Annotated in this window: 20 protein-coding genes; 9 read left to right on the plus strand and 11 right to left on the minus strand. The window is 63.3% G+C overall.

Annotation, left to right across the window (positions count from 1 at the left end; translation table 11 throughout):
- Both EO99_RS25680 and EO99_RS0112350 read right to left on the minus strand, forming a co-directional pair.
- Positions 1–346, minus strand: a 346-nt coding sequence (locus tag EO99_RS25680; protein ID WP_156034759.1) for a hypothetical protein, incomplete at its 3' end; no start/stop codon positions are given.
- Between the two features lie 133 nt (positions 347–479).
- A complete protein-coding gene (locus EO99_RS0112350; RefSeq protein WP_029618950.1) occupies positions 480–1,565 on the minus strand; it encodes a DUF475 domain-containing protein in 1,086 nt (361 codons plus the stop codon).
- A gap of 417 nt (positions 1,566–1,982) precedes the next feature.
- On the opposite strand from EO99_RS0112350, the gene rbfA reads away from it, so the two are divergent.
- From rbfA to EO99_RS0112380, 6 genes are all read left to right on the plus strand, one after another.
- Positions 1,983–2,393 carry a 30S ribosome-binding factor RbfA gene (rbfA, locus tag EO99_RS0112355; RefSeq protein ID WP_029618951.1) on the plus strand — a complete coding sequence of 137 codons (411 nt, stop codon included), beginning with the start codon at positions 1,983–1,985 and terminating at the stop codon, positions 2,391–2,393.
- 9 nt (positions 2,394–2,402) lie between these two features.
- Positions 2,403–3,332 carry a tRNA pseudouridine(55) synthase TruB gene (gene truB / locus EO99_RS0112360; RefSeq protein ID WP_029618952.1) on the plus strand — a complete coding sequence of 310 codons (930 nt, stop codon included), beginning with the start codon at positions 2,403–2,405 and terminating at the stop codon, positions 3,330–3,332.
- A 167-nt stretch (positions 3,333–3,499) separates the two neighbouring features.
- A complete protein-coding gene (gene rpsO / locus EO99_RS0112365) occupies positions 3,500–3,769 on the plus strand; it encodes a 30S ribosomal protein S15 (protein ID WP_029618953.1) in 270 nt (89 codons plus the stop codon).
- A 297-nt stretch (positions 3,770–4,066) separates the two neighbouring features.
- Positions 4,067–6,199, plus strand: a complete 2,133-nt coding sequence (gene pnp / locus EO99_RS0112370; RefSeq protein WP_029618954.1) for a polyribonucleotide nucleotidyltransferase — start codon at positions 4,067–4,069, stop codon at positions 6,197–6,199.
- A gap of 78 nt (positions 6,200–6,277) precedes the next feature.
- Complete coding sequence (locus tag EO99_RS0112375; protein WP_029618955.1) at positions 6,278–7,285, plus strand: class I SAM-dependent methyltransferase; 1,008 nt, start codon at positions 6,278–6,280, stop codon at positions 7,283–7,285.
- Between the two features lie 87 nt (positions 7,286–7,372).
- Positions 7,373–8,431, plus strand: coding sequence for an endonuclease/exonuclease/phosphatase family protein (locus EO99_RS0112380; protein ID WP_029618956.1), 1,059 nt, complete (start codon positions 7,373–7,375; stop codon positions 8,429–8,431).
- A 9-nt stretch (positions 8,432–8,440) separates the two neighbouring features.
- Here EO99_RS0112380 and fabI read toward each other — a convergent pair whose 3' ends face one another.
- Genes fabI through fabA form a run of 3 tightly spaced genes read right to left on the minus strand, consistent with a single transcriptional unit; the run spans position 8,441 to position 11,037 of the window.
- On the minus strand, positions 8,441–9,247 hold the full coding sequence (fabI, locus tag EO99_RS0112385) for an enoyl-ACP reductase FabI (protein WP_029618957.1): 807 nt from the start codon (positions 9,245–9,247) through the stop codon (positions 8,441–8,443).
- A gap of 6 nt (positions 9,248–9,253) precedes the next feature.
- Positions 9,254–10,477, minus strand: coding sequence for a beta-ketoacyl-ACP synthase I (gene fabB / locus EO99_RS0112390; protein WP_029618958.1), 1,224 nt, complete (start codon positions 10,475–10,477; stop codon positions 9,254–9,256).
- 44 nt (positions 10,478–10,521) lie between these two features.
- Entirely contained in the window at positions 10,522–11,037 is a 516-nt protein-coding gene (gene fabA, locus EO99_RS0112395; RefSeq protein ID WP_029618959.1) for a 3-hydroxyacyl-[acyl-carrier-protein] dehydratase FabA, read from the minus strand.
- Between the two features lie 281 nt (positions 11,038–11,318).
- Between fabA and irrA the strand changes: the two genes are divergently transcribed.
- On the plus strand, positions 11,319–11,735 hold the full coding sequence (gene irrA / locus EO99_RS0112400) for an iron response transcriptional regulator IrrA (RefSeq protein ID WP_029618960.1): 417 nt from the start codon (positions 11,319–11,321) through the stop codon (positions 11,733–11,735).
- An 8-nt stretch (positions 11,736–11,743) separates the two neighbouring features.
- Here irrA and EO99_RS0112405 read toward each other — a convergent pair whose 3' ends face one another.
- Entirely contained in the window at positions 11,744–12,388 is a 645-nt protein-coding gene (locus EO99_RS0112405) for a trimeric intracellular cation channel family protein (RefSeq protein WP_029618961.1), read from the minus strand.
- Between the two features lie 117 nt (positions 12,389–12,505).
- Between EO99_RS0112405 and EO99_RS0112410 the strand changes: the two genes are divergently transcribed.
- Positions 12,506–12,979 carry a hypothetical protein gene (locus EO99_RS0112410; protein ID WP_029618962.1) on the plus strand — a complete coding sequence of 158 codons (474 nt, stop codon included), beginning with the start codon at positions 12,506–12,508 and terminating at the stop codon, positions 12,977–12,979.
- Between the two features lie 2 nt (positions 12,980–12,981).
- Here EO99_RS0112410 and EO99_RS0112415 read toward each other — a convergent pair whose 3' ends face one another.
- The 5 genes from EO99_RS0112415 to EO99_RS0112435 form a co-directional block, all read right to left on the minus strand.
- On the minus strand, positions 12,982–13,773 hold the full coding sequence (locus EO99_RS0112415; protein ID WP_029618963.1) for a YdcF family protein: 792 nt from the start codon (positions 13,771–13,773) through the stop codon (positions 12,982–12,984).
- A 33-nt stretch (positions 13,774–13,806) separates the two neighbouring features.
- Positions 13,807–14,526, minus strand: a complete 720-nt coding sequence (locus EO99_RS0112420) for a YoaK family protein (RefSeq protein ID WP_029618964.1) — start codon at positions 14,524–14,526, stop codon at positions 13,807–13,809.
- 118 nt (positions 14,527–14,644) lie between these two features.
- The gene (locus EO99_RS0112425) at positions 14,645–15,856 is read right to left on the minus strand and encodes a TIGR03862 family flavoprotein (RefSeq protein ID WP_029618965.1); all 1,212 of its coding nucleotides are present in this window, start codon (positions 15,854–15,856) and stop codon (positions 14,645–14,647) included.
- Positions 15,857–15,916: 60 nt separating this feature from the next.
- Positions 15,917–16,099 (minus strand): hypothetical protein, encoded by a 183-nt coding sequence (locus EO99_RS0112430; RefSeq protein WP_029618966.1) that lies wholly within the window; start codon positions 16,097–16,099, stop codon positions 15,917–15,919.
- A gap of 58 nt (positions 16,100–16,157) precedes the next feature.
- Complete coding sequence (locus EO99_RS0112435) at positions 16,158–17,888, minus strand: catalase (protein WP_328286600.1); 1,731 nt, start codon at positions 17,886–17,888, stop codon at positions 16,158–16,160.
- Positions 17,889–18,090: 202 nt separating this feature from the next.
- Between EO99_RS0112435 and EO99_RS0112440 the strand changes: the two genes are divergently transcribed.
- Positions 18,091–19,020, plus strand: coding sequence for a glutaminase (locus EO99_RS0112440; RefSeq protein WP_029618968.1), 930 nt, complete (start codon positions 18,091–18,093; stop codon positions 19,018–19,020).
- Positions 19,021–19,026 lie beyond the last annotated feature (6 nt).

The following is a 19,026-nucleotide window of genomic DNA, read 5'->3' on the forward strand; positions in this document are numbered from 1 at the left end:
GTGCATGGGAGAGAGCGTTGACATACCAGGCTTGCGAATTGGTCGGCATCGCGCCTGCGATCTCCTGGCTGATCTGCTCGCAACTGCGCGCCAAGGCCGATTGCTGTTCGGCCCCGCCGGCACGGGCAATGGTGAGGAGAGCGAAGCTGCAGTCGCCGAGCACCAGTTTCCGGGAATAGCTGGAAGGCGCATACTGCATTCCGCCCGAAACGATGTGGTCGTAGAACCCGGCCTCGGCGCGTTGCGGCTGAAACAGCACCCGGATTTCCTGGAGCAGAAGCGATACGCTGGCGAGCGCTGCGAGCAGGCAGGCAAACGACATAGACAACAGTTTCAGTCGACGCATCCAGCCTCCGTGACCGGCTTCGCTTCTCAAGACCTGTCTCAGATCAGCAAAGCTTTTGAAGATTGTTTGTCAAGTCTGGACAGTAAGAAGGGGCCCGCGGACCCCTTCTTATTGTCAACTATTCGTATAGCCGTCAGATCTGGCCGCGGGCAAGATCAGTTTCCCTTTGTCGCTCCTGCTTGTTGTAGCGAAGCGAGGACCACAGCGAGATGCCGATCAGGGTGGCGCCCCCAAGACCGGTGATGACTTCCGGAATGTGGTAGAGCGTCTGCACGTACATGATCACCGACAGGATCAGGATGGCGTAGAAGGCGCCATGCTCTAGGTAGCGATAGTGCGTCAGCGTCTCCTTCTCCACCAGCATGATGGTCATCGACCGAACGTACATGGCGCCGATTCCGAGACCGATGGCGATCACGAACAGGTTCTGCGTCAGGGCGAAGGCGCCGATGACGCCGTCGAAGGAGAAGCTTGCGTCCAGCACCTCCAGGTAGATGAAGGCGCCGAGGCCCCCGCGGGCCACTTCCGTCATGGTTTTCTGGGACGCGTCCAGCAGGCCGCCGACAAGCTCTACGGCAAGGAAGGTCAGAAGGCCGTAGATCGCCGACATCACGAACGTGTCTGCGTCTTCGCCCTCAAGCATGCTGGAGAAGAGCAGGACCAGAAGCAGGACAAAGGCGATCTCGATACCCTTGATGGTCGAGTATCGCGACATGTGCTTCTCGATGATGGAGATCCAGTGGATGTCCTTCTCGTGATTGAAGAAATAGGTGAGGCCGACCATCATCAGGAAGGTGCCGCCGAAGGCGGCGATGGGCAGATGCGCATCATTCATGATCCGGGCATATTCTTCCGGCCGGCTTGCTGCGAGCACGATGGCATCGACGGGGCCAATCCCCGCGGCAACGACAACGATCAGCAGCGGGAACACGATCCGCATGCCGAAGACGGCAATCAGGATGCCCCAGGTCAGGAAGCGATGCTGCCAGACGGGGGTCATGTCCTTCAGCTTGTTGGCGTTGACGATCGCGTTGTCGAAGGACAGCGAGATTTCCAGGACGGCCAGCACAGCGCAGATGAAGAAGATCGTCAGCATGCCGCCGATGGTGCCGGTGGACTGCCATCCGAGAGCGGCCCCGAGCAGGAGGCCGACGACGGTCACGATGAACGACCATTTGAAGTAGCCATAGATCGAGGTGTGGGACTGTGGCTGGCTCATGCCCGTGCCTCCCGGGAGAAAGACTGATACGAGATGGATCCAGCAATGCCATTGTCGGCTTTGCTGCAGACCAGAGAATTGAAAATCATGAGTTAAAGTCCGCCGGCTTATTGCAGGCGGTACCGACATCGCGAGAGCGCCGTAAAACTCTCGCCAGAGGGGCCCGGCACCATGTTCTGATCCACGCGATTTGCGGCACGGAGAAGATGCTCTACTTGTCCATTTCCCGACCGTCGTCAAGATGGCAGGAGAAACAGGAGCAGCCAGGCATGTCTTTTGCGCCGCGGAATGACATTTGGATGACAGACCGTCCTTGACCTTTGCCCCGGCACGAGTCATTGACGCCTTTACTTGACACGAGCGTCGTGCCGCCCCTTGGGCATGGCACCGCGAAAATCGCTCCAGAAGAGAATTACAATGACCAAAGCCACCTCCTCGGCGCCATCCCAGCGCATGCTTCGCGTTGGCGAGCAGGTAAGAGCCGCCATCACGCAGGTGCTGCAGCGCGGCGAGGTTCGCGACGACCTGCTGGAAAAGACGGTCATCTCCGTCTCCGAAGTGCGCATGTCCCCGGACCTGAAGATCGCCACCGCCTATGTCACGCCGCTGGGCATGCCGGATCACAAAGCCGTGATCGCAGCCTTGAACAAGAATGCCAAGTTCATCCGCGGTCGGCTTTCCGGCCAGCTGCGCCAGATGAAGTACATGCCGGAGGTTCGCTTCCGCGACGACACCAGCTTCGACAACTACCAGAAGATCGACCAGTTGCTGCGGTCACCCGAGGTCCGACGCGATCTCGACGGGACGGCCTCCGAAGACGAAGAATAAGAAGACAAGATGTCCAAACCGCGCAAACCCAAGGGCCGCCCCGTCTCGGGATGGCTGATCCTCGACAAGCCCGAAGACTTCGGCTCGACGGAAGCCGTCTCCAAGATCAAGTGGCTGTTCAATGCCCAGAAGTGCGGTCATGCCGGGACGCTCGACCCGCTGGCCTCCGGCATGCTGCCGATCGCGCTTGGCGATGCCACCAAGACCGTTCCCTACGTGATGGATGGCCGCAAGGTCTATGAATTCGCCGTCAGCTGGGGCGAGGAACGCTCGACGGATGATCTCGAGGGGGAAGCGACGCTCACCTCCGACAAGCGCCCGACGGAAGCGGAAATCAGCGCGCTCCTGCCCAATTACACCGGCACGATCAATCAGGTGCCGCCGCAGTTTTCGGCGATCAAGATTGCCGGCGAGCGCGCCTATGATCTGGCCCGCGATGGCGAGACGGTCGATATCCCCTCCCGCGAGGTCGAGATCCATCGCATCACCCTGCTGAAGGCGGAGACGGACCGCGCCCTGTTCGAGGTCGAATGCGGCAAGGGCACCTATGTCCGTTCGCTGGCGCGCGACTTCGGCCGCGACCTCGGCTGCTACGGCCATGTGTCCGAGCTACGCCGGACCTTCGTCGCGCCCTTTTCGGAAGAGCGCATGGTGCCGCTCGCCGATCTCGTGGCGCTCGAGGAGATCGAGGACCGCGACGAACGCCTGGCTGCCCTCGACGCCTATCTGATCGACACCGCGGAAGCGCTCTCCAGCCTGCCGCATCTTCCCATCACCGACGATCAGGCCCATCGGCTGCGCATGGGCAATCCGATCATCGTGCGCGGACGCGACGCGCCTCTCGAAGAGGCGGATGCCTATGCGACGGCGCGCGGACGGCTGATTGCGATCGGCGAGATCGGCCAGGGCGAATTCCGCCCCAAACGCGTCTTCGGCTGAACTGCCGCTGGCCCCTTCCATTCCGGGGGTTAATGGAGTATAGGCAGCGCCAGCATGGCATGCCCGGGCCGTAAACCCTTGGCATTTCTCTTTGCTTCCACGGCCATGGCTGGACGACATCCCGGCCCTTGGCGACCCAATGATCCTCATTAAGAAAGGACCTTCCGATGTCGATTACTGCTGAGCGCAAGACCGCGCTGATCAAGGAATACGGAACTGTCGAAGGCGACACCGGTTCGCCGGAAGTCCAGGTTGCGATCCTCACCGAGCGCATCAACAACCTGACCGAACACTTCAAGGGCCACAAGAAGGACAACCACTCCCGCCGTGGCCTGCTCGCGATGGTTTCCAGCCGTCGCTCGCTTCTTGACTACCTGAAGAAGAAGGACGAAGGCCGTTACACCAAGCTGATTGGTAGCCTCGGTATTCGCCGCTAACAATTTCTGGCGGGCGCCTCCTCAAAAGGCGCCCGCTTTTCTTAATCTTCGGGAGACCGAAGGGTGGCCCCAGAGGCCGCGACTGGCGAGAACCGGATGGGCCGGCTTCGCCAAATCAACCGCTGACCTGCCATGGGGCAGGATTGCCGGATGCTTTCGCCAGGCCATGCCTGGCGCCTATGAATGGACGCTCCGAGCCTCCATCTGCAGAAAGCCTCCCGTTGTCTTGCCCGTGTCGCGTCAACACCGCGCGCCGTGCCGTCTCTGTGGCATCGGCAGCGCTTTAGAGGACAAGATATGTTCAATTCGCATTCCGTTGAAATCGAGTGGGCAGGCCGCCCGCTCAAGCTGGAAACCGGCAAGATCGCCCGTCAGGCTGACGGCGCCGTTCTCGCCACCTATGGCGAAACCGTCGTTCTGGCCACCGTTGTGTCGGCCAAGTCCGCCAAGCCGGGCCAGGACTTCTTCCCGCTGACCGTCAACTACCAGGAAAAGACCTATGCCGCCGGCAAGATTCCGGGCGGCTACTTCAAGCGCGAAGGCCGTCCGTCGGAAAAGGAAACGCTGGTTTCCCGCCTGATCGACCGTCCGATCCGCCCGCTCTTCCCCGACGGCTACAAGAATGAGACGCAGGTTGTCGTGACCGTCGTCCAGCATGACCTCGAGAACGATCCGGACGTCCTGGCGATGGTGGCCGCTTCGGCTGCGCTGACCCTGTCGGGCGTTCCCTTCATGGGCCCGATCGGCGGCGCGCGCGTTGGCTACATCAACGGCGAATACGTCCTCAACCCGCATCTCGACGAGATGGATGAATCGACCCTCGACCTGGTCGTTGCCGGCACCGGCGACGCGGTCCTGATGGTTGAATCGGAAGCCAAGGAACTGAACGAAGACGTCATGCTCGGCGCCGTCATGTTCGGCCACCGCGGTTTCCAGCCGGTCATCGACGCGATCATCAAGCTCGCCGAAGTGGCTGCCAAGGAGCCGCGCGAATTCGAGCCGGAAGATCATTCCGCTCTCGAAGCCGAAATGCTGCAGCATTTCGAAGCCGAACTGCGCACTGCCTACAAGAACACGCAGAAGGCCGAGCGCTATGCAGCCGTCGACGCCGTCAAGGCGAAGGTGAAGGCGCATTTCTTCCCGGAAGGCGAAGAGCCGAAGTATCCGAGCGAAGTCATCGGCGCCGTCTTCAAGCACCTGCAGGCGAAGATCGTCCGCTGGAACATTCTTGACACCAAGAGCCGCATCGATGGTCGTGACCTCGAAACGGTTCGCGCCATCGTCTCGGAAGTCGGCATCCTGCCGCGCACCCACGGTTCGGCCCTCTTCACCCGCGGCGAGACGCAGGCGATCGTCGTCGCGACGCTCGGCACCGGCGAAGATGAGCAGTATGTCGACTCGCTCACGGGCATGTATAAGGAACGCTTCCTTCTGCATTACAACTTCCCTCCCTATTCGGTTGGTGAAACCGGCCGCATGGGCTCCCCGGGCCGCCGCGAAATCGGTCACGGCAAGCTCGCATGGCGCGCCATCCGTCCGATGCTGCCGACGCCGGAGCAGTTCCCCTACACGCTGCGTGTCGTCTCCGAGATCACCGAGTCGAACGGCTCGTCCTCGATGGCAACCGTCTGCGGCACCTCGCTTGCACTGATGGACGCCGGCGTTCCGCTGGCCAAGCCGGTTGCCGGCATTGCCATGGGCCTCATCCTGGAAGGCGAGCGCTTTGCGGTTCTCTCCGACATCCTCGGCGACGAAGACCACCTCGGCGACATGGACTTCAAGGTTGCCGGCACCGCTGACGGCATCACCTCGCTGCAGATGGACATCAAGATCGCCGGGATCACCGAAGAGATCATGAAGGTCGCACTCGGCCAGGCACAGGGCGGCCGCAAGTACATCCTCGATGAAATGGCCAACGCCATCACCGAGAGCCGCGGCCAGCTGGGCGAATTCGCTCCGCGGATCGAAGTCATGCAGATCCCGGTCGACAAGATCCGTGAAGTCATCGGTTCCGGCGGCAAGGTCATCCGCGAGATCGTCGAGAAGACCGGTGCCAAGATCAACATCGACGACGAGGGCACGATCAAGATCGCATCGTCCTCCGCCAAGGAGATCGAAGCGGCCCGCAAGTGGATCCACTCGATCGTTGCCGAGCCGGAAGTCGGCGCCATCTACGAAGGCACCGTCGTGAAGACGGCCGACTTCGGCGCCTTCGTCAACTTCTTCGGTGCCCGTGACGGTCTGGTGCACATCTCGCAGCTGGCGGCCGATCGGGTTGCCAAGACCCAGGACGTCGTCAAGGAAGGCGACAAGGTCTGGGTCAAGCTGATGGGCTTCGACGAGCGTGGCAAGGTTCGCCTGTCCATGAAGGTCGTCGACCAGGCCACTGGCCAGGAAATCAAGAAGGCTGAAGGCGAAGCTGCCGAATAAGGCGCCTCGTATCCGATCCTGGAGGCGCGGGAGAATTTCCGCGCCTTTTCTGTATCTATCCATGGAAAGCCAGCCGCGATGAGCCGTGACGCACTGAAGACCCTGTTCCATCCCTTCGCCACCGGCGCCGTACCGGTGCCGGCCGAGGGCGACCGCGTGTTGTTCCTCGGCGCCGAGGGCGGCCATCCGCTGCCCGAGGGCTTCTCCGGAACCATCTCCGCCGTCCAGCCCTTCCGGCCGCTGTTCAGGACCCTTGGCGACGGCGCGGTGCCGCTCGCCGAAGGCGAGGGCTACGACATGGCGCTGGTGCTGTGCGGCAAGCATCGCGGCGAGAACGAGGCACGCGTTGCCGAGGCTCTGCAGCGCGTCACCGAAGGCGGCATGATCGTCATCGCCGGCGGCAAGGAAGACGGCATCCAGACACTGCGCACGACGCTTCTGAAGCTGGAGATCGATCTCGACTACACGCCGAAGTATCACGGCGTCGCGATCTGGTTTGCGCGGCCCAAGCATGTAGAAGCGACGATTACTGCGTTGACGAAGCCGACGGTCCAGATCGAAGGCCGCTTCGAGGCGGCGCCGGGCATGTTCTCGCACGACCGGATCGATCCGGGCTCGGAGCTTCTGGTGAGCCGTCTGCCGACCGACTTCGACGGCAATGCTGCCGATTTCGGCGCCGGCTGGGGTTACCTGTCGGTGGCCCTGGCCAAGGTCTCGCCGCGCGTGAACCGCATCGATCTCTTCGAGGCCGATTACCGGGCGCTGGAGTTTGCCAAGACGAACATGGCCCGCAACTGCCCCGAGCTGCAGGCCCGCTTCTTCTGGCAGGACCTCAGCAGCGAGCCGCCCAAGGAAAAATACGACCTGGTGATCATGAACCCACCGTTTCACGAGGCGCAGGCGGCCGATCCCGAGCTGGGCAAGGCGATGATCCGGGCAGCTGCCGGCGCCTTGCGGAGCGGCGGCCGGTTGATGCTCGTCGCCAACCGCGGCCTGCCCTACGAGCCGGTCATGGCCGAGGTGTTCAAGGAGAGCGGCGAGCTGTGCCGCAACGCCCGCTTCAAGATCCTCCAGGCACGCAAATAGACCCGGTGGAAGCTGTCACACGCGTGTAGAGGTTCTCTGCCAGCATTCTCCCGCAGAAGTGGAAGAGGGTGACTGGAGGATAAACCCATGCGGTTGAAGCAGCTTCGCATTGCAACGTTCAATCTCTACAATCTCAACCAGCCGGGCCTGCCCATCTATACGGGCAAAGGCTGGACCGAAGATCAGTACGACCTGAAGATCGACTGGACGCAGCGGGCGATCCGGCAGCTGCGAGCGGATGTCTTCGGCTTCCAGGAGCTCTGGCACGCGCAGGCGTTGTCGGACGCCGTCGAGGCGTCGGGACTTTCTGATGAGTATGATCTTGTCGTACCGCCGGACGCCGATGGCGGGCGGATTGTCTGCGCGGCGCTCGTCAGAAAGGGGCTGATGTCGGGCTCACCCGACTGGATCGTGCAGTTCCCCGAGGATTTCGTGCTGCAGAGCTCCGGCGATGATGCGCAGACGCCCGCCATCAGCGTCAGCATCGACAGTTTCTCCCGGCCGGTGCTGCATCTGACGATCCGGCCGCGTGACGAACACAGGGATGTCCACGTCTATGTCTGCCATTTCAAGTCGAAGGCGCCGACGCAGGTCGGTCGCGAAGACTGGTTCAAGGACAATCCGGTCTACAGCAAGCACGCCACGGCGTTGGGTTCGGCAATTTCCACCATCCGGCGGACGGCCGAAGCGGCCGCACTGCGCTTCATGCTGACGGAGCAGATGAAGGGGACGAGAACCGGCGTGATCGTGTTGGGAGACGTCAACGATGGGCAGCTCAGCAATACGGCCAATATCCTGACCGGCCAGCCGCGCTTCCTGGTGGGCGATTCGCTCGGCGGCGGCGATGTCGCCCTCTACACGGCGCAGACGCTCCAGGAGTATCGCAGCACGCGCGACATCTACTACACGCACATCTATCAGGATGCGATGGAGTCTCTCGACCACATCTTCGTCAGCGAGGAATTTTACGACAACAGCCGGCGACGGATCTGGATGTTCGACGGACTGACGATCAACAACGACCATCTGCACTACGACGACCACAAGGAAAGCGGCACGAACGATCACGGGATCGTCTGTGCCACCTTCAAGTACAAGCCAATCAAGGCCGAGGCCGAGGCGATCGTCGAAAACGCACCCAACTGACCGCCGTCGTTACTCGACGTCGGCCTTGCGAAGGCGCTCGAGGGTCGGCAGCGACGTGATGTTGTAGCCGGCGTCCACATAGTGGATTTCGCCGGTGACGCCGCGTGACAGGTCGGAGAGCAGGTAGAGCGCCGATCCGCCGATGTCCTCGATCGTCGCCGTGCGACGCAGCGGTGCGTTCTTCTGGTTCCAGGAGTAGATGGCGCGGGCATCGGCAATGCCGGCACCGGCAAGCGTGCGGACCGGGCCTGCGGAGATGGCGTTGACGCGGATGTCCTGTGGTCCGTAATCGGCCGCCAGGTAGCGCACGGAGGATTCCAGTGCGGCCTTGGCAACGCCCATCACGTTGTAGTTCGGGATCACCCGCGTGGAGCCGCCGTAGGTCAGCGTCAGCATCGCCCCGCCATCGCTCATCAGTCCGGCAGCGCGCCTGGCGATCTCGGTGAACGAGAAGCACGAGATGACCATCGTTCGCGAGAAATTCTCCCGCGTGGTGTCGGCGTAGAGACCCTTCAGTTCGTTCTTGTCGGAAAAGCCGATGGCATGGACGATGAAGTCGAGCTTGCCCCAGCGCTCCCCGATGGCCTCGAATGCGGCGTCGACGGTTGCCAGATCTTCCACGTCGCAGGGCAGCAGGAAATCCGACTGAAGCTCTGCGGCGAGCGGCTTGACCCGCTTGCCCAGGGCCTCGCCCTGATAGGTGAACGCCAGTTCGGCTCCCTGCGCGGCGAGTGCCTTGGAGATCCCCCAGGCGATGGAGTGATTGTTGGCGACCCCCATGATCAGGCCGCGCTTCCCCTGCATGATACCCGTCATCAGATCTTATCCGTTCATGCGCTGGAAGACGAGCGTGGCATTGGTGCCACCGAACCCGAAGGAATTGGACAGAACGGTATCGATCTTCGCATCGTCGATGCGCTTGCGCACGATCGGCACGCCTTCGAATTCCGGATCCAGCGTCTCGATGTGCGCGCTTTCGCCGATGAACTTTTCCTGCATCATCAGGAGGCCGTAGATCGATTCCTGTACCCCGGCGGCGCCAAGCGAATGCCCCGTCAGCGACTTCGTCGACTGGATGTGCGGGATCTTGTCGCCGAACACTTCGCGGATGGCGCCGATCTCCTTGCTGTCGCCGACCGGCGTCGAGGTGCCGTGGGTGTTAATGTAGTCGACATCGCCCTTCACCGTGGCAAGGGCCTGCCGCATGCAGCGGATGGCGCCTTCGCCGGAGGGAGCCACCATGTCGTAGCCGTCGGAAGTCGCGCCATAGCCGACGATCTCGGCGTAGATCTTGGCGCCGCGGGCCTTTGCGTGTTCCAGTTCCTCAAGCACCAGCACGCCGGCGCCGCCGGCGATAACGAAACCGTCGCGCGAGACGTCATAGGCGCGCGATGCAGTCGCGGGCGTGTCGTTGTACTTCGAGGACATGGCGCCCATGGCGTCGAACAGGTTCGACATCGTCCAGTCGAGATCCTCGTGGCCGCCGGCAAACATCACGTCCTGCTTGCCCCACTGGATCATCTCGGCGGCATTGCCGATGCAATGCGCGGAGGTCGAGCAGGCCGAGGAAATCGAGTAGTTGACGCCGTGGATCTTGAACCAGGTGGCCAGCGTCGCCGAGGCGGTCGAGGACATGGCCTTGGGCACCGCAAACGGGCCGATGCGCTTCGGGCTGCCGTTCTTGATGGTGATGTCGGCGGCTTCGATCAGGGTGCGGGTCGAGGGGCCGCCCGAGCCCATGATGATGCCGGTGCGCTCGTTCTCGCTGTAGTCCTTCTCCTCCAAGCCCGAATCCGCCAGCGCCTGCTTCATGGCGACGTGGTTCCAGGCTCCGCCTTGGCTCAGGAAGCGCATGGCGCGGCGATCGACGAGATCCGTCGGGTCGAGGTCGGGCTTGCCCCAGACCTGGCAGCGGAATCCGTGCTCGGCGAAATCAGGAGCAAAGGAGATGCCGGACTTTGCCTGGCGAAGAGATTCGGTGACTTCGGAGGCGTCGTTACCAATGGAGGACACGATGCCAAGACCCGTGACTACAACCCGTCTCATCTTATGGACCTTTTCTGCTTGCTAGAACCATGGCGCAGGGACGCTCAGGCGTCTTTGTCTTTTGACAGACCGACGCGCAGGTCGGATGCTTGATAGATGGTTTCGCCGTCCGCCTTCAGCCAGCCGTCCGCAGTGCCGAGCACAAGGCGGCCGCGCATGACGCGCTTGAAGTCGATGCCGTATTCCAGCAGCTTGGTCTCGGGGCGAACCATGCCCTTGAACTTCACCTCGCCGGTGGAGAGCGCCATGCCGCGGCCCGGCTCGCCGAGCCAGCCGAGGAAGAAGCCGGTCAGCTGCCACATGCCGTCGAGGCCCAGGCAGCCGGGCATGATCGGATTGCCCTGGAAGTGGCAGGGGAAATACCAGTCGTCGGGACGAACGTCGTATTCGGCACGGATATAACCCTTGTCGAAGGCGCCACCGGTCTCGGAGATATCGGTGATGCGGTGGACCATCAGCATCGGCGGCAGCGGAAGCTGCGCATTGCCTTGACCGAACAGCTCGCCGCGTCCGCAGGCAAGGATCTCTTCGTAGCTGAAGCTCGACTGTCTTTCTGTCATGTAAATCAGGTCCCCCTCATGCCGATGTGCGACCTTTATTGCAAAATCGGCAGAAATTGAAGCACAACGATCATTTCTCGGCCCAGGTTCTCGCGTGGATGCGAGGGCGGAAGGCCGCAATCTTTCGTTCGCATATAGGAAGCCTGCAGGCCAAACCAGAGGCCCCGCGTCAATTATCCATTTTTTGCTGCCCTTGCAGGCTATTGAAAGCTGCGGCCGCAAAAGTTATATCCGCAAGTCAAGATAGCGTATTGCGGACAGACGTGGGGCATAACGGCAAGATGGCAGACGCCATGATCAGCATTGAGACGAGATTGCGCGACTGCGGCTTGCGGCCGACCCGCCAGCGCGTGGCGCTTGCCGATCTCCTCTTCGCCAAGGGCGACCGCCATCTGACTGTGGAGGAGCTGCACGACGAGGCCATCGATGCCGATGTTCCCGTATCGCTTGCCACCGTCTACAACACGCTGCACCAGTTCACCGAGGCCGGTCTGATCCGCGTTCTCGCCGTGGAGGGCGCGCGCACCTATTTCGACACCAATGTGTCCGACCATCACCACTTCTTCGTCGAGGGCCGCAACGAGGTGCTCGACATCCCGATCAACAACATCGAGATCGGCAATCTGCCGGAAGCGCCGCAGGGCATGGAAATTGCGCATGTGGACGTCGTGATCCGGCTGCGCGAAAAGAAGGCCTGAAGCGGCCTTCACCGTTTCTTCAAGGCATCGTCGGGATCCCGACCGGGCCGCGGCCGGTAGCGCGGGATCGTCCATCCGTAATGGATCGCACCGCCGCGCAGGGCAAGCGCCACCGCAAAGCCTGCTGCCGAACTGACATGCGCCGGAAAGCCGAGCGCATCGGCGGCCGTGAAGGCCCCGGCCCCGGCCAGTGCCGCCGAGATGTAGATCTCTGGCCGCAGCAGGACGGAAGGCTCTTCGGCAAGCAGATCGCGCAGCACCCCGCCGCAGGTGGCGGTCAGCGTTCCCGTGACCATGGCGATTGTCGGCGATCCGGTGGCGGCAAGCCCCAGCGCCGCACCCATCACGCAGTAGGCGGCAAGTCCTATCGCATCGAGCCAGATCAGCAGCCGGTATCGCCATTCGATCAGATGCGCGGTGAAGAACACCACCACGCCGGTCGCGACGCAGGCGACGATGTAATTCGGCTCGACGACCCAGAACACAGGCACCTGGCCGAGCAACAGGTCCCGCAGCGTCCCGCCACCGACACCGGTGATGGCGGCGAGAAACAGGAAACCGATCAGGTCCAGCTGCTTGCGCGACGCGGCAAGGGCGCCGGTTGCCGCAAACACGACGACGCCTGCGTAGTTGAGGACAGTCAGCACTTCCACCTCCGAACGGCTCAGGCCACCAGCGTCGCACAAGTGCGGGGTGCTAGCCTGCAGATAAGAATTTGCCTTCTTACGCGTGCTGTCGACTGAGGCGAAGAGGGTCAAGGAGCTGCCGCCATGAAAAAATACCTGATGATCGCCGCCCAAATCCTGATTCTGGCCCTGCTGCCTGCCGCCGCATCGGCCCAGCAGGAACTGCTGAACGATCCGGAGATCTACGAGAAGGATCATTTCCGCAAACAATGCGCGACCGCCCAGTTCGGCAGTGGCTTCCTCACCCGCCTCGACATCAACAATGACGGCATCGTCGACGCCTTGACCAACCATGGCGAGCTCACCTGCAACGGCGTGCGCGGCAAGGACTGCAACGAAGACGGCTGCCCCTATAATTTCTATCTGCGGGCCAAGGAGGGCGGCTACTTCATGATCGCCACCGCCCGCATCTACGGCTACGACTTCATCAAGCGCTTCGGCAACATGGTCTTCGTGTTGAAGATGCACCCGCGCTTCTGCGAGCGGACCGACGAGAAGCCCTGCGAGACGACGGTGCGCGTGCGCGGCGGCCGTTTCGTCACCATCTCCTCGAAATAGCGTTACTCGGCCGGGAAGACGGCGTCGATCCGGCCGGTGAGATAATAGGCGACGAGGCCGATCCATTCGCGCACCGCCGTCGAGGTGATCTGTGCGTTGGACGTCGGCTGGCTGAAGTCGACACCGAGGCTGAGGATGCCGCTCGTCCGGTAATCGACCGGCCACGGGGTGACCGGGATGCCGGCCTTGCGGAACAGCGCCATCGAACGCGGCATGTGAAAGGCGGAGGTGACGAGAACGCAGTCGGTGAGGCCTTCGCGCGCCAGCACATCCTTCGTCTGGAGCGAGTTCTCATAAGTCGTGCGCGAGGTGTTCTCCTTCACCAGGCGCTCCGGCGAGACCCCGAAGGCGGTGAACAGCCGTTCCGATGCCGCCGCCTCGCCTTCGTAGTCGCCGGTCATAGAGCCATCGCCGCCGGAGACGACGATGCGAGCATCCGGATGCCGGATCGCCAGGCGCAGCGTTTCCAGAAACCGCTCGCCCGCCTGGTTGAGCTCGATGCCGCCGCGGCTCGTCGTCACCTCGTTCTCCAGCGCGCCGCCGAGCACGATGATGCAGGAGATCCGGGCCGGCTCCTCGGCAGGCCTGGCGAACCGCGCTTCGAGCACCTGCAGGGCCACGCCGCCCGCCGTCGTGTAGAGGACGACGAAGAGCAGAGCCGCCGCGAGACCGGACAGAGTCGCGCCGATTCGGCGCCAGCCGGCGAAGGCGACGAGCGCTCCGAGGGCAGAGAGCAGGAAGGCGAGCGAGAGCGGCTGCACCGCCAGCCAGAAGATCTTTGAAAGAAGGAACATGCCGCAACCTGTCGCAACAATCGGCGGCGCCTGTCAACGTCGCCGGGGCGCGCCGGTATCGATCCGCTGCTGGAAATGCAGATGCAGGGGACGCGGCAGGAAGACCGTGGCAATCGCGACGGCGACGATCGACAGCGCCACCACCCAGAGCGCATCCTTGCCGAGCGCATTGGTGAGGAAGGCGCCGGTTACGGCCCCGCAGGCCATGCCGGTCCAGGGCACCGTCTGGATCACCCAGCCGGTCGGATTGCGGTCGCCCATGAACCACCGGCCGATGCCGCGGCCGAAGCGGGACAGGGCGCCGGTGATATAGGTGAGGCCGATCGGCAGACCCTCGATGTGCTCGACGGTGGCGTTGATCATCCCCATGGCCAGAATGATGAGGTAGAACTGCACGCGGGGATAGCCCTCATCCGGCACCAGCGCTGCCAGGGCGATGGTCAGGGCGACACCGGTCAGAACCACGAATGTCCTGCGGCTGGACAGCGTATAGGCCAGGATGATGCCCAGCGCATTGCCGATGACGAAGACCCAGAGCGCGAGAAACAGGATCAGCGCGTGGCCGTAGTCGCCTTCCGCAAAGAAAAGCGCCGCCCGCGTCGTGTTGCCGGTCATGAACGACACGAAGTCGCCGGAGAGCAGCAATCCCACCGCGTCCGTCATGCCGGCCACGAAGGAAATGGCCGCGACCAGGACAAGCCCCGTCACGGTGCGCCTCGTGCGGACGAGGTGTCGTCGTCTGGCAAGGGTCATGCGTCGTCGGTCCCCCGGTGCGGCAAAACAGACTTCGATTTGCCGCCCGAGCTACTCTAGACAGGGATCATGCCGGTTTGAAAGCCATTCCAAGGTATGACGTCTTGTCGCGGCGCAATCAGGCCTCGGAAAGCCAGTCTGTCATGCCCTTGCCCGCAGCCCGTCCGGTCGCAAGGCAGGCGGTGAGCAGATAGCCGCCGGTCGGCGCCTCCCAGTCGATCATCTCGCCGGCGACGAACAGGCCGGGCATGCGCGCCAGCATGAACCGCGCGTCGATCTCCGGCCACGCAATGCCGCCCGCGGACGAGATCGCCTCCGCAATCGGCCGCGGCCGCAGGAGCGGGATCGGCAGGGACTTGATCGCCTTCGCCAGCGTCTCCGGCGTCGCGCGCGGGGATTCCGGCAGCAGTTCCCGCAGCAGTGCCGCCTTCACGCCCTCAAGCCCGCCCCCCTTGCGGAGCCGGTTGGAGAAGCTGGTCTTGCCGCCCTGGCGGGTGAGGTCCAGCACAAGCCGCTCCTCGCTGCGGCCGGGCGTGAGGTCCACCGAAAGCACGGCCTGCCCGTCGTTGTCGATCTGGTCCCGCAGCGCCGCCGAATGGGCATAGACGAGGCTTCCCTCGATCCCATGCCGCGAGATGACGAACTCACCCTGCAAGGTGCCGGCCGGCGAATGGGTGACGACCGATTTCAGCGGCGCGCCCGCAAAGCGCTCGCGAAAGCTGTCGCTCCAGGCGACGTCGAAGCCGCAGTTGGAGGGCTTGAACGGGTTGATCTGGATGCCCTTGTCGTGGAGCCACGGCACCCAGGCGGCGTCGGAGCCGAGCCGCGGCCAGCTGGCGCCGCCCAGCGCCAGCAGCGTCGCATCCGGACGGATGATGATCCGACCCTCCGGCGTCTCGAGGGCAAGGCCGTCAGCCTCGAAGCCCATCCAGCGGTGGCGTTTCAGGAGCCGGACTCCCATGGCCTCGAGCCGGGCAAGCCAGGCGCGCAACAACGGCGAAGCCTTCATGGCGGTCGGAAAGACGCGGCCGGAGGAGCCCACGAAGGTCTCGGTCCCGAGCTCGGAGGCCCATGCGCGGATGTCGTCCGGCGTGAAGGCATCAAGCGCCGTTCCCAGCCGTTCCGACGACGCGAAGAAACGGGTGCGGAAGGCCTCGAAAACTTCGGAATGGGTGATGTTGAGACCGGACTTGCCGGCAAGCAGGAACTTGCGGCCGAGCGTCGGCATCGCCTCGTATACCGTCACGGCGCAGCCGGCGGCGCCAAGCACCTCGGCTGCCATCAGCCCGGCAGGCCCGCCGCCAATGATTGCAACATTCTTCCCGCGCATGCACTTGCCTCTCGTCGCGCGCGTCCTATCACGCGCGGCGGTGCGATGGCAGATGGTTTGTCAACCGGCGCCGCCAACGGGCGTCAGGACCTTTCCCGTGCCGCTGCAATCCGGGCAATCCGTTCCGTCGATCTCGCCCGTCCCGCCGCAGCGGCGACAGATGTTTTCCCCGGCATTGGGGGTGCCGGGCGGGACGGCATCGGTATTCTCGCGGTTCCCCGCCGGAAAGCGTTCCTCAGCCATGGGGTCCTCCTTCTAAAAGAGAAAGGCCGGCCTCCAGGGGAGGCCGGCCCGTGGGATGTCACTCGGCCGCCTGGCTCTGCGCCGCGTTTTCACGGGGCAGCTTGCCCATCAGGACTTCCTCGGCACTCGCCTTGTGGTTCTTGACCGAACTCGTCCACTGGCCCCAGACGGAAGGATCGATCGTGTCGCCATTGCTGCCGAGGCTCTGCAGGCGGCGCCGGTCTTCTTCCGTCAGCACTTGCTTAGGCAACGGACCGAGCTTCGTTACGTCGGCAGCGGAAATGCCGAGCTTCTCGCCGACACGCTTGCCGTAGTCGTCGTGCACCAGGAAGAAGTGCCAGACCATCCGTTCCTGCACGTCCCGCTCGCACTGGCCGAGCAGATCGCCCATGTTGAAGATCAGGTCGTCGCGTTCCCAGTCCATCATCGTGCAGAAGCGGCCGCGCGCCTGGACATAGTCGTTGCGGCGCTCGATGACGCTGCGGGTCAGCTGCCCCTGGATCTCCGGCGGATTGTTCGGCTGCTCGACCGGGCTCTCCTTGAGGCCGTCGTGGATCGACGGCTCGTAGTTCACATGCGGGTTCTGCCCCGGCGCGAGATCGCGCTGGTAGCTCATCTGGCCGCCCGACAGATTGGTCGAGACCTTGGCGCTCTTCGGCTGGTTGACCGGCAGCTGCAGGTAGTTGGTGCCGACGCGGTAGCGCTGCGTGTCGGAATAGGAGAACGTCCGGCCGACCAGCATCTTGTCGTCGGAGAAGTCGAGGCCGTCGACCAGGACGCCCGTGCCCATGGCGATCTGCTCGTTCTCGTTGAAGAAATCCTCCACGTTGCGGTTCAGCGTCATGGTCCCGACGTGGCGCAGCGGGAAGTCCTTCTCCGGCCAGATCTTCGTGTCGTCGAGCGGATCCCACTCGAGCTCCGGATGATCGTGATCCTCCATGATCTGCACGAACATGTCCCACTGCGGATATTCGCCGCGCTCGATGGAGGTGAAGAGGTCCTTGGAGGCCGAGCCGAAGTCCTGGCCCTGCACCTTGGAGGCTTCCTCGGCCGTCAGGCTGGCGAGCCCGGCGCGCGGGTGGAAGTGATACTTCACCAGGAAGGTGTCGCCCTTCTCGTTGACCATCTTGTAGGTGTTGACGCCGAAGCCTTCCATGTGCCGGTAGCTGGCGGGAATGCCGCGTGGCGAAAACAGATGCGTCAGCATGTGCATGGATTCGGGCGTCTGGCTCATGAAGTCGAAGATGCGGTTCGGCTCCTGGCGGAAGGTGACCGGATCCGGCTTCAGCGAGTGGATGACGTCGGGGAACTTGATGGCGTCACGGATGAAGAAGACCGCGAGATTGTTGCCGACGAGATCCCAGTTGCCGTCCTCGGTATAGAACTTCACGGCGAAGCCGCGCGGGTCCCGGGCGGTTTCCGACGAATCACGGCCGCCGATGACGGTCGAGAAGCGGATCGCGAGCGGTGTCTTCTTGCCCGCCTGCTGGAAGACCTTGGCGCGGGTGTAGGTGGATGCCGGCTCGTCGCCGATCTTGCCGGTCACCTCCAGCTCGCCGTAACAGACGAAGCCGCGGGCGTGCACGACGCGCTCGGGAATGCGCTCGCGGTCGAAATGGGTGATCTTCTCCAGGAACTGGTAGTTCTCCAGCGTCGCCGGTCCGCGTGGCCCGACGGTGCGCTGCGACTGGTTGTTGCTGACCGGATGGCCCTGGCGGTTGGTCAGGACGCGGTCATCGGTGCCGGAGGGCATGCCGGTGCCGCCCTGAGACATGTTCTTCTTGTCCATCGTGTTCGCTCCTAGATTTTGGATTGGCCGTGGGACGAGCGCGCCGCGCGCACCCTCTCGTGAGAGAAACCAGTGGGACCGCGAACAGTTCCAGGGACTGCGCCCTTTGACAATTGCGGGGGCGCTTCGTAGTTGTGCTGAGGGAAATGATGGGATGCGGGACCTGGCACGGTCTGCCGCGCCGGTTGCCGAGGGAGCTGGAATGGCGGATCTGCAGGGCATCGTCGACGAGATTTACGAAGTGCTCGTCCCCCGGCTGGGCGAGGGCAGGGTTGCCGACTACATCCCGCAGCTGGCGCACGTCGATCCGAGAAAGCTCGGCCTCGCGGTCGTCGATGTCGACGGGTCCGTGTACAAGGCGGGGGATTGCGACGAGGCCTTCTCCATCCAGAGCGTGTCCAAGGTGTTCACGCTGACGCTGGCGCTCGGAAAACATGGCGAAAACGTCTGGAGACGCGTCGGTCGCGAGCCGTCGGGCTCCTCCTTCAACTCCATCGTCCAGCTGGAGAACGAGGAGGGCAAGCCGCGCAACCCCTTCATCAACGCCGGTGCCATCGCCATCAGCGACCTCGTGCTGGCTGGCCATACGCCCCGCGAAGCGATCGGCGAGATCGTCCGCTTCGTTCAGTATCTCGCCAATGACGAACAGATCGCGATCGATCCGGCCGTCGCCAAATCCGAGCTCGCCACCGGCTACCGCAACATCGCGCTCGCCAATTTCATGCGCAGCTTCGGCAGGCTCGATCATCCGGTGGACCATGTGGTCGGCGTCTATTTCCACCACTGTGCGCTGGCGATGACCTGCACGCAGCTGGCCCATGCCGGTCTCTTCCTCGCTGCGGCCGGTCGCAACCCGCTGACCGGCCACACGGTGGTATCGCGCGAGCGGGCGCGGCGCATCAACGCGCTGATGCTGACCTGCGGCCACTACGACGGCTCGGGGGATTTCGCCTATCGCGTCGGTCTGCCGGGCAAGAGCGGTGTCGGCGGCGGCATCCTGGCGGTGGCGCCCGGCAAGGCCTCCGTGGCCGTCTGGTCCCCGGGTCTCAACCACAATGGCAATTCGCTGCTCGGCTCGCTGGCGCTGGAGATGCTGGCGCATCGCACCGGCTGGTCCGTGTTCGGGCCCTGACATTTC

Origin of the sequence: Pseudorhizobium marinum (assembly GCF_000705355.1) — a bacterium.
GTDB lineage: Bacteria > Pseudomonadota > Alphaproteobacteria > Rhizobiales > Rhizobiaceae > Neorhizobium > Neorhizobium pelagicum.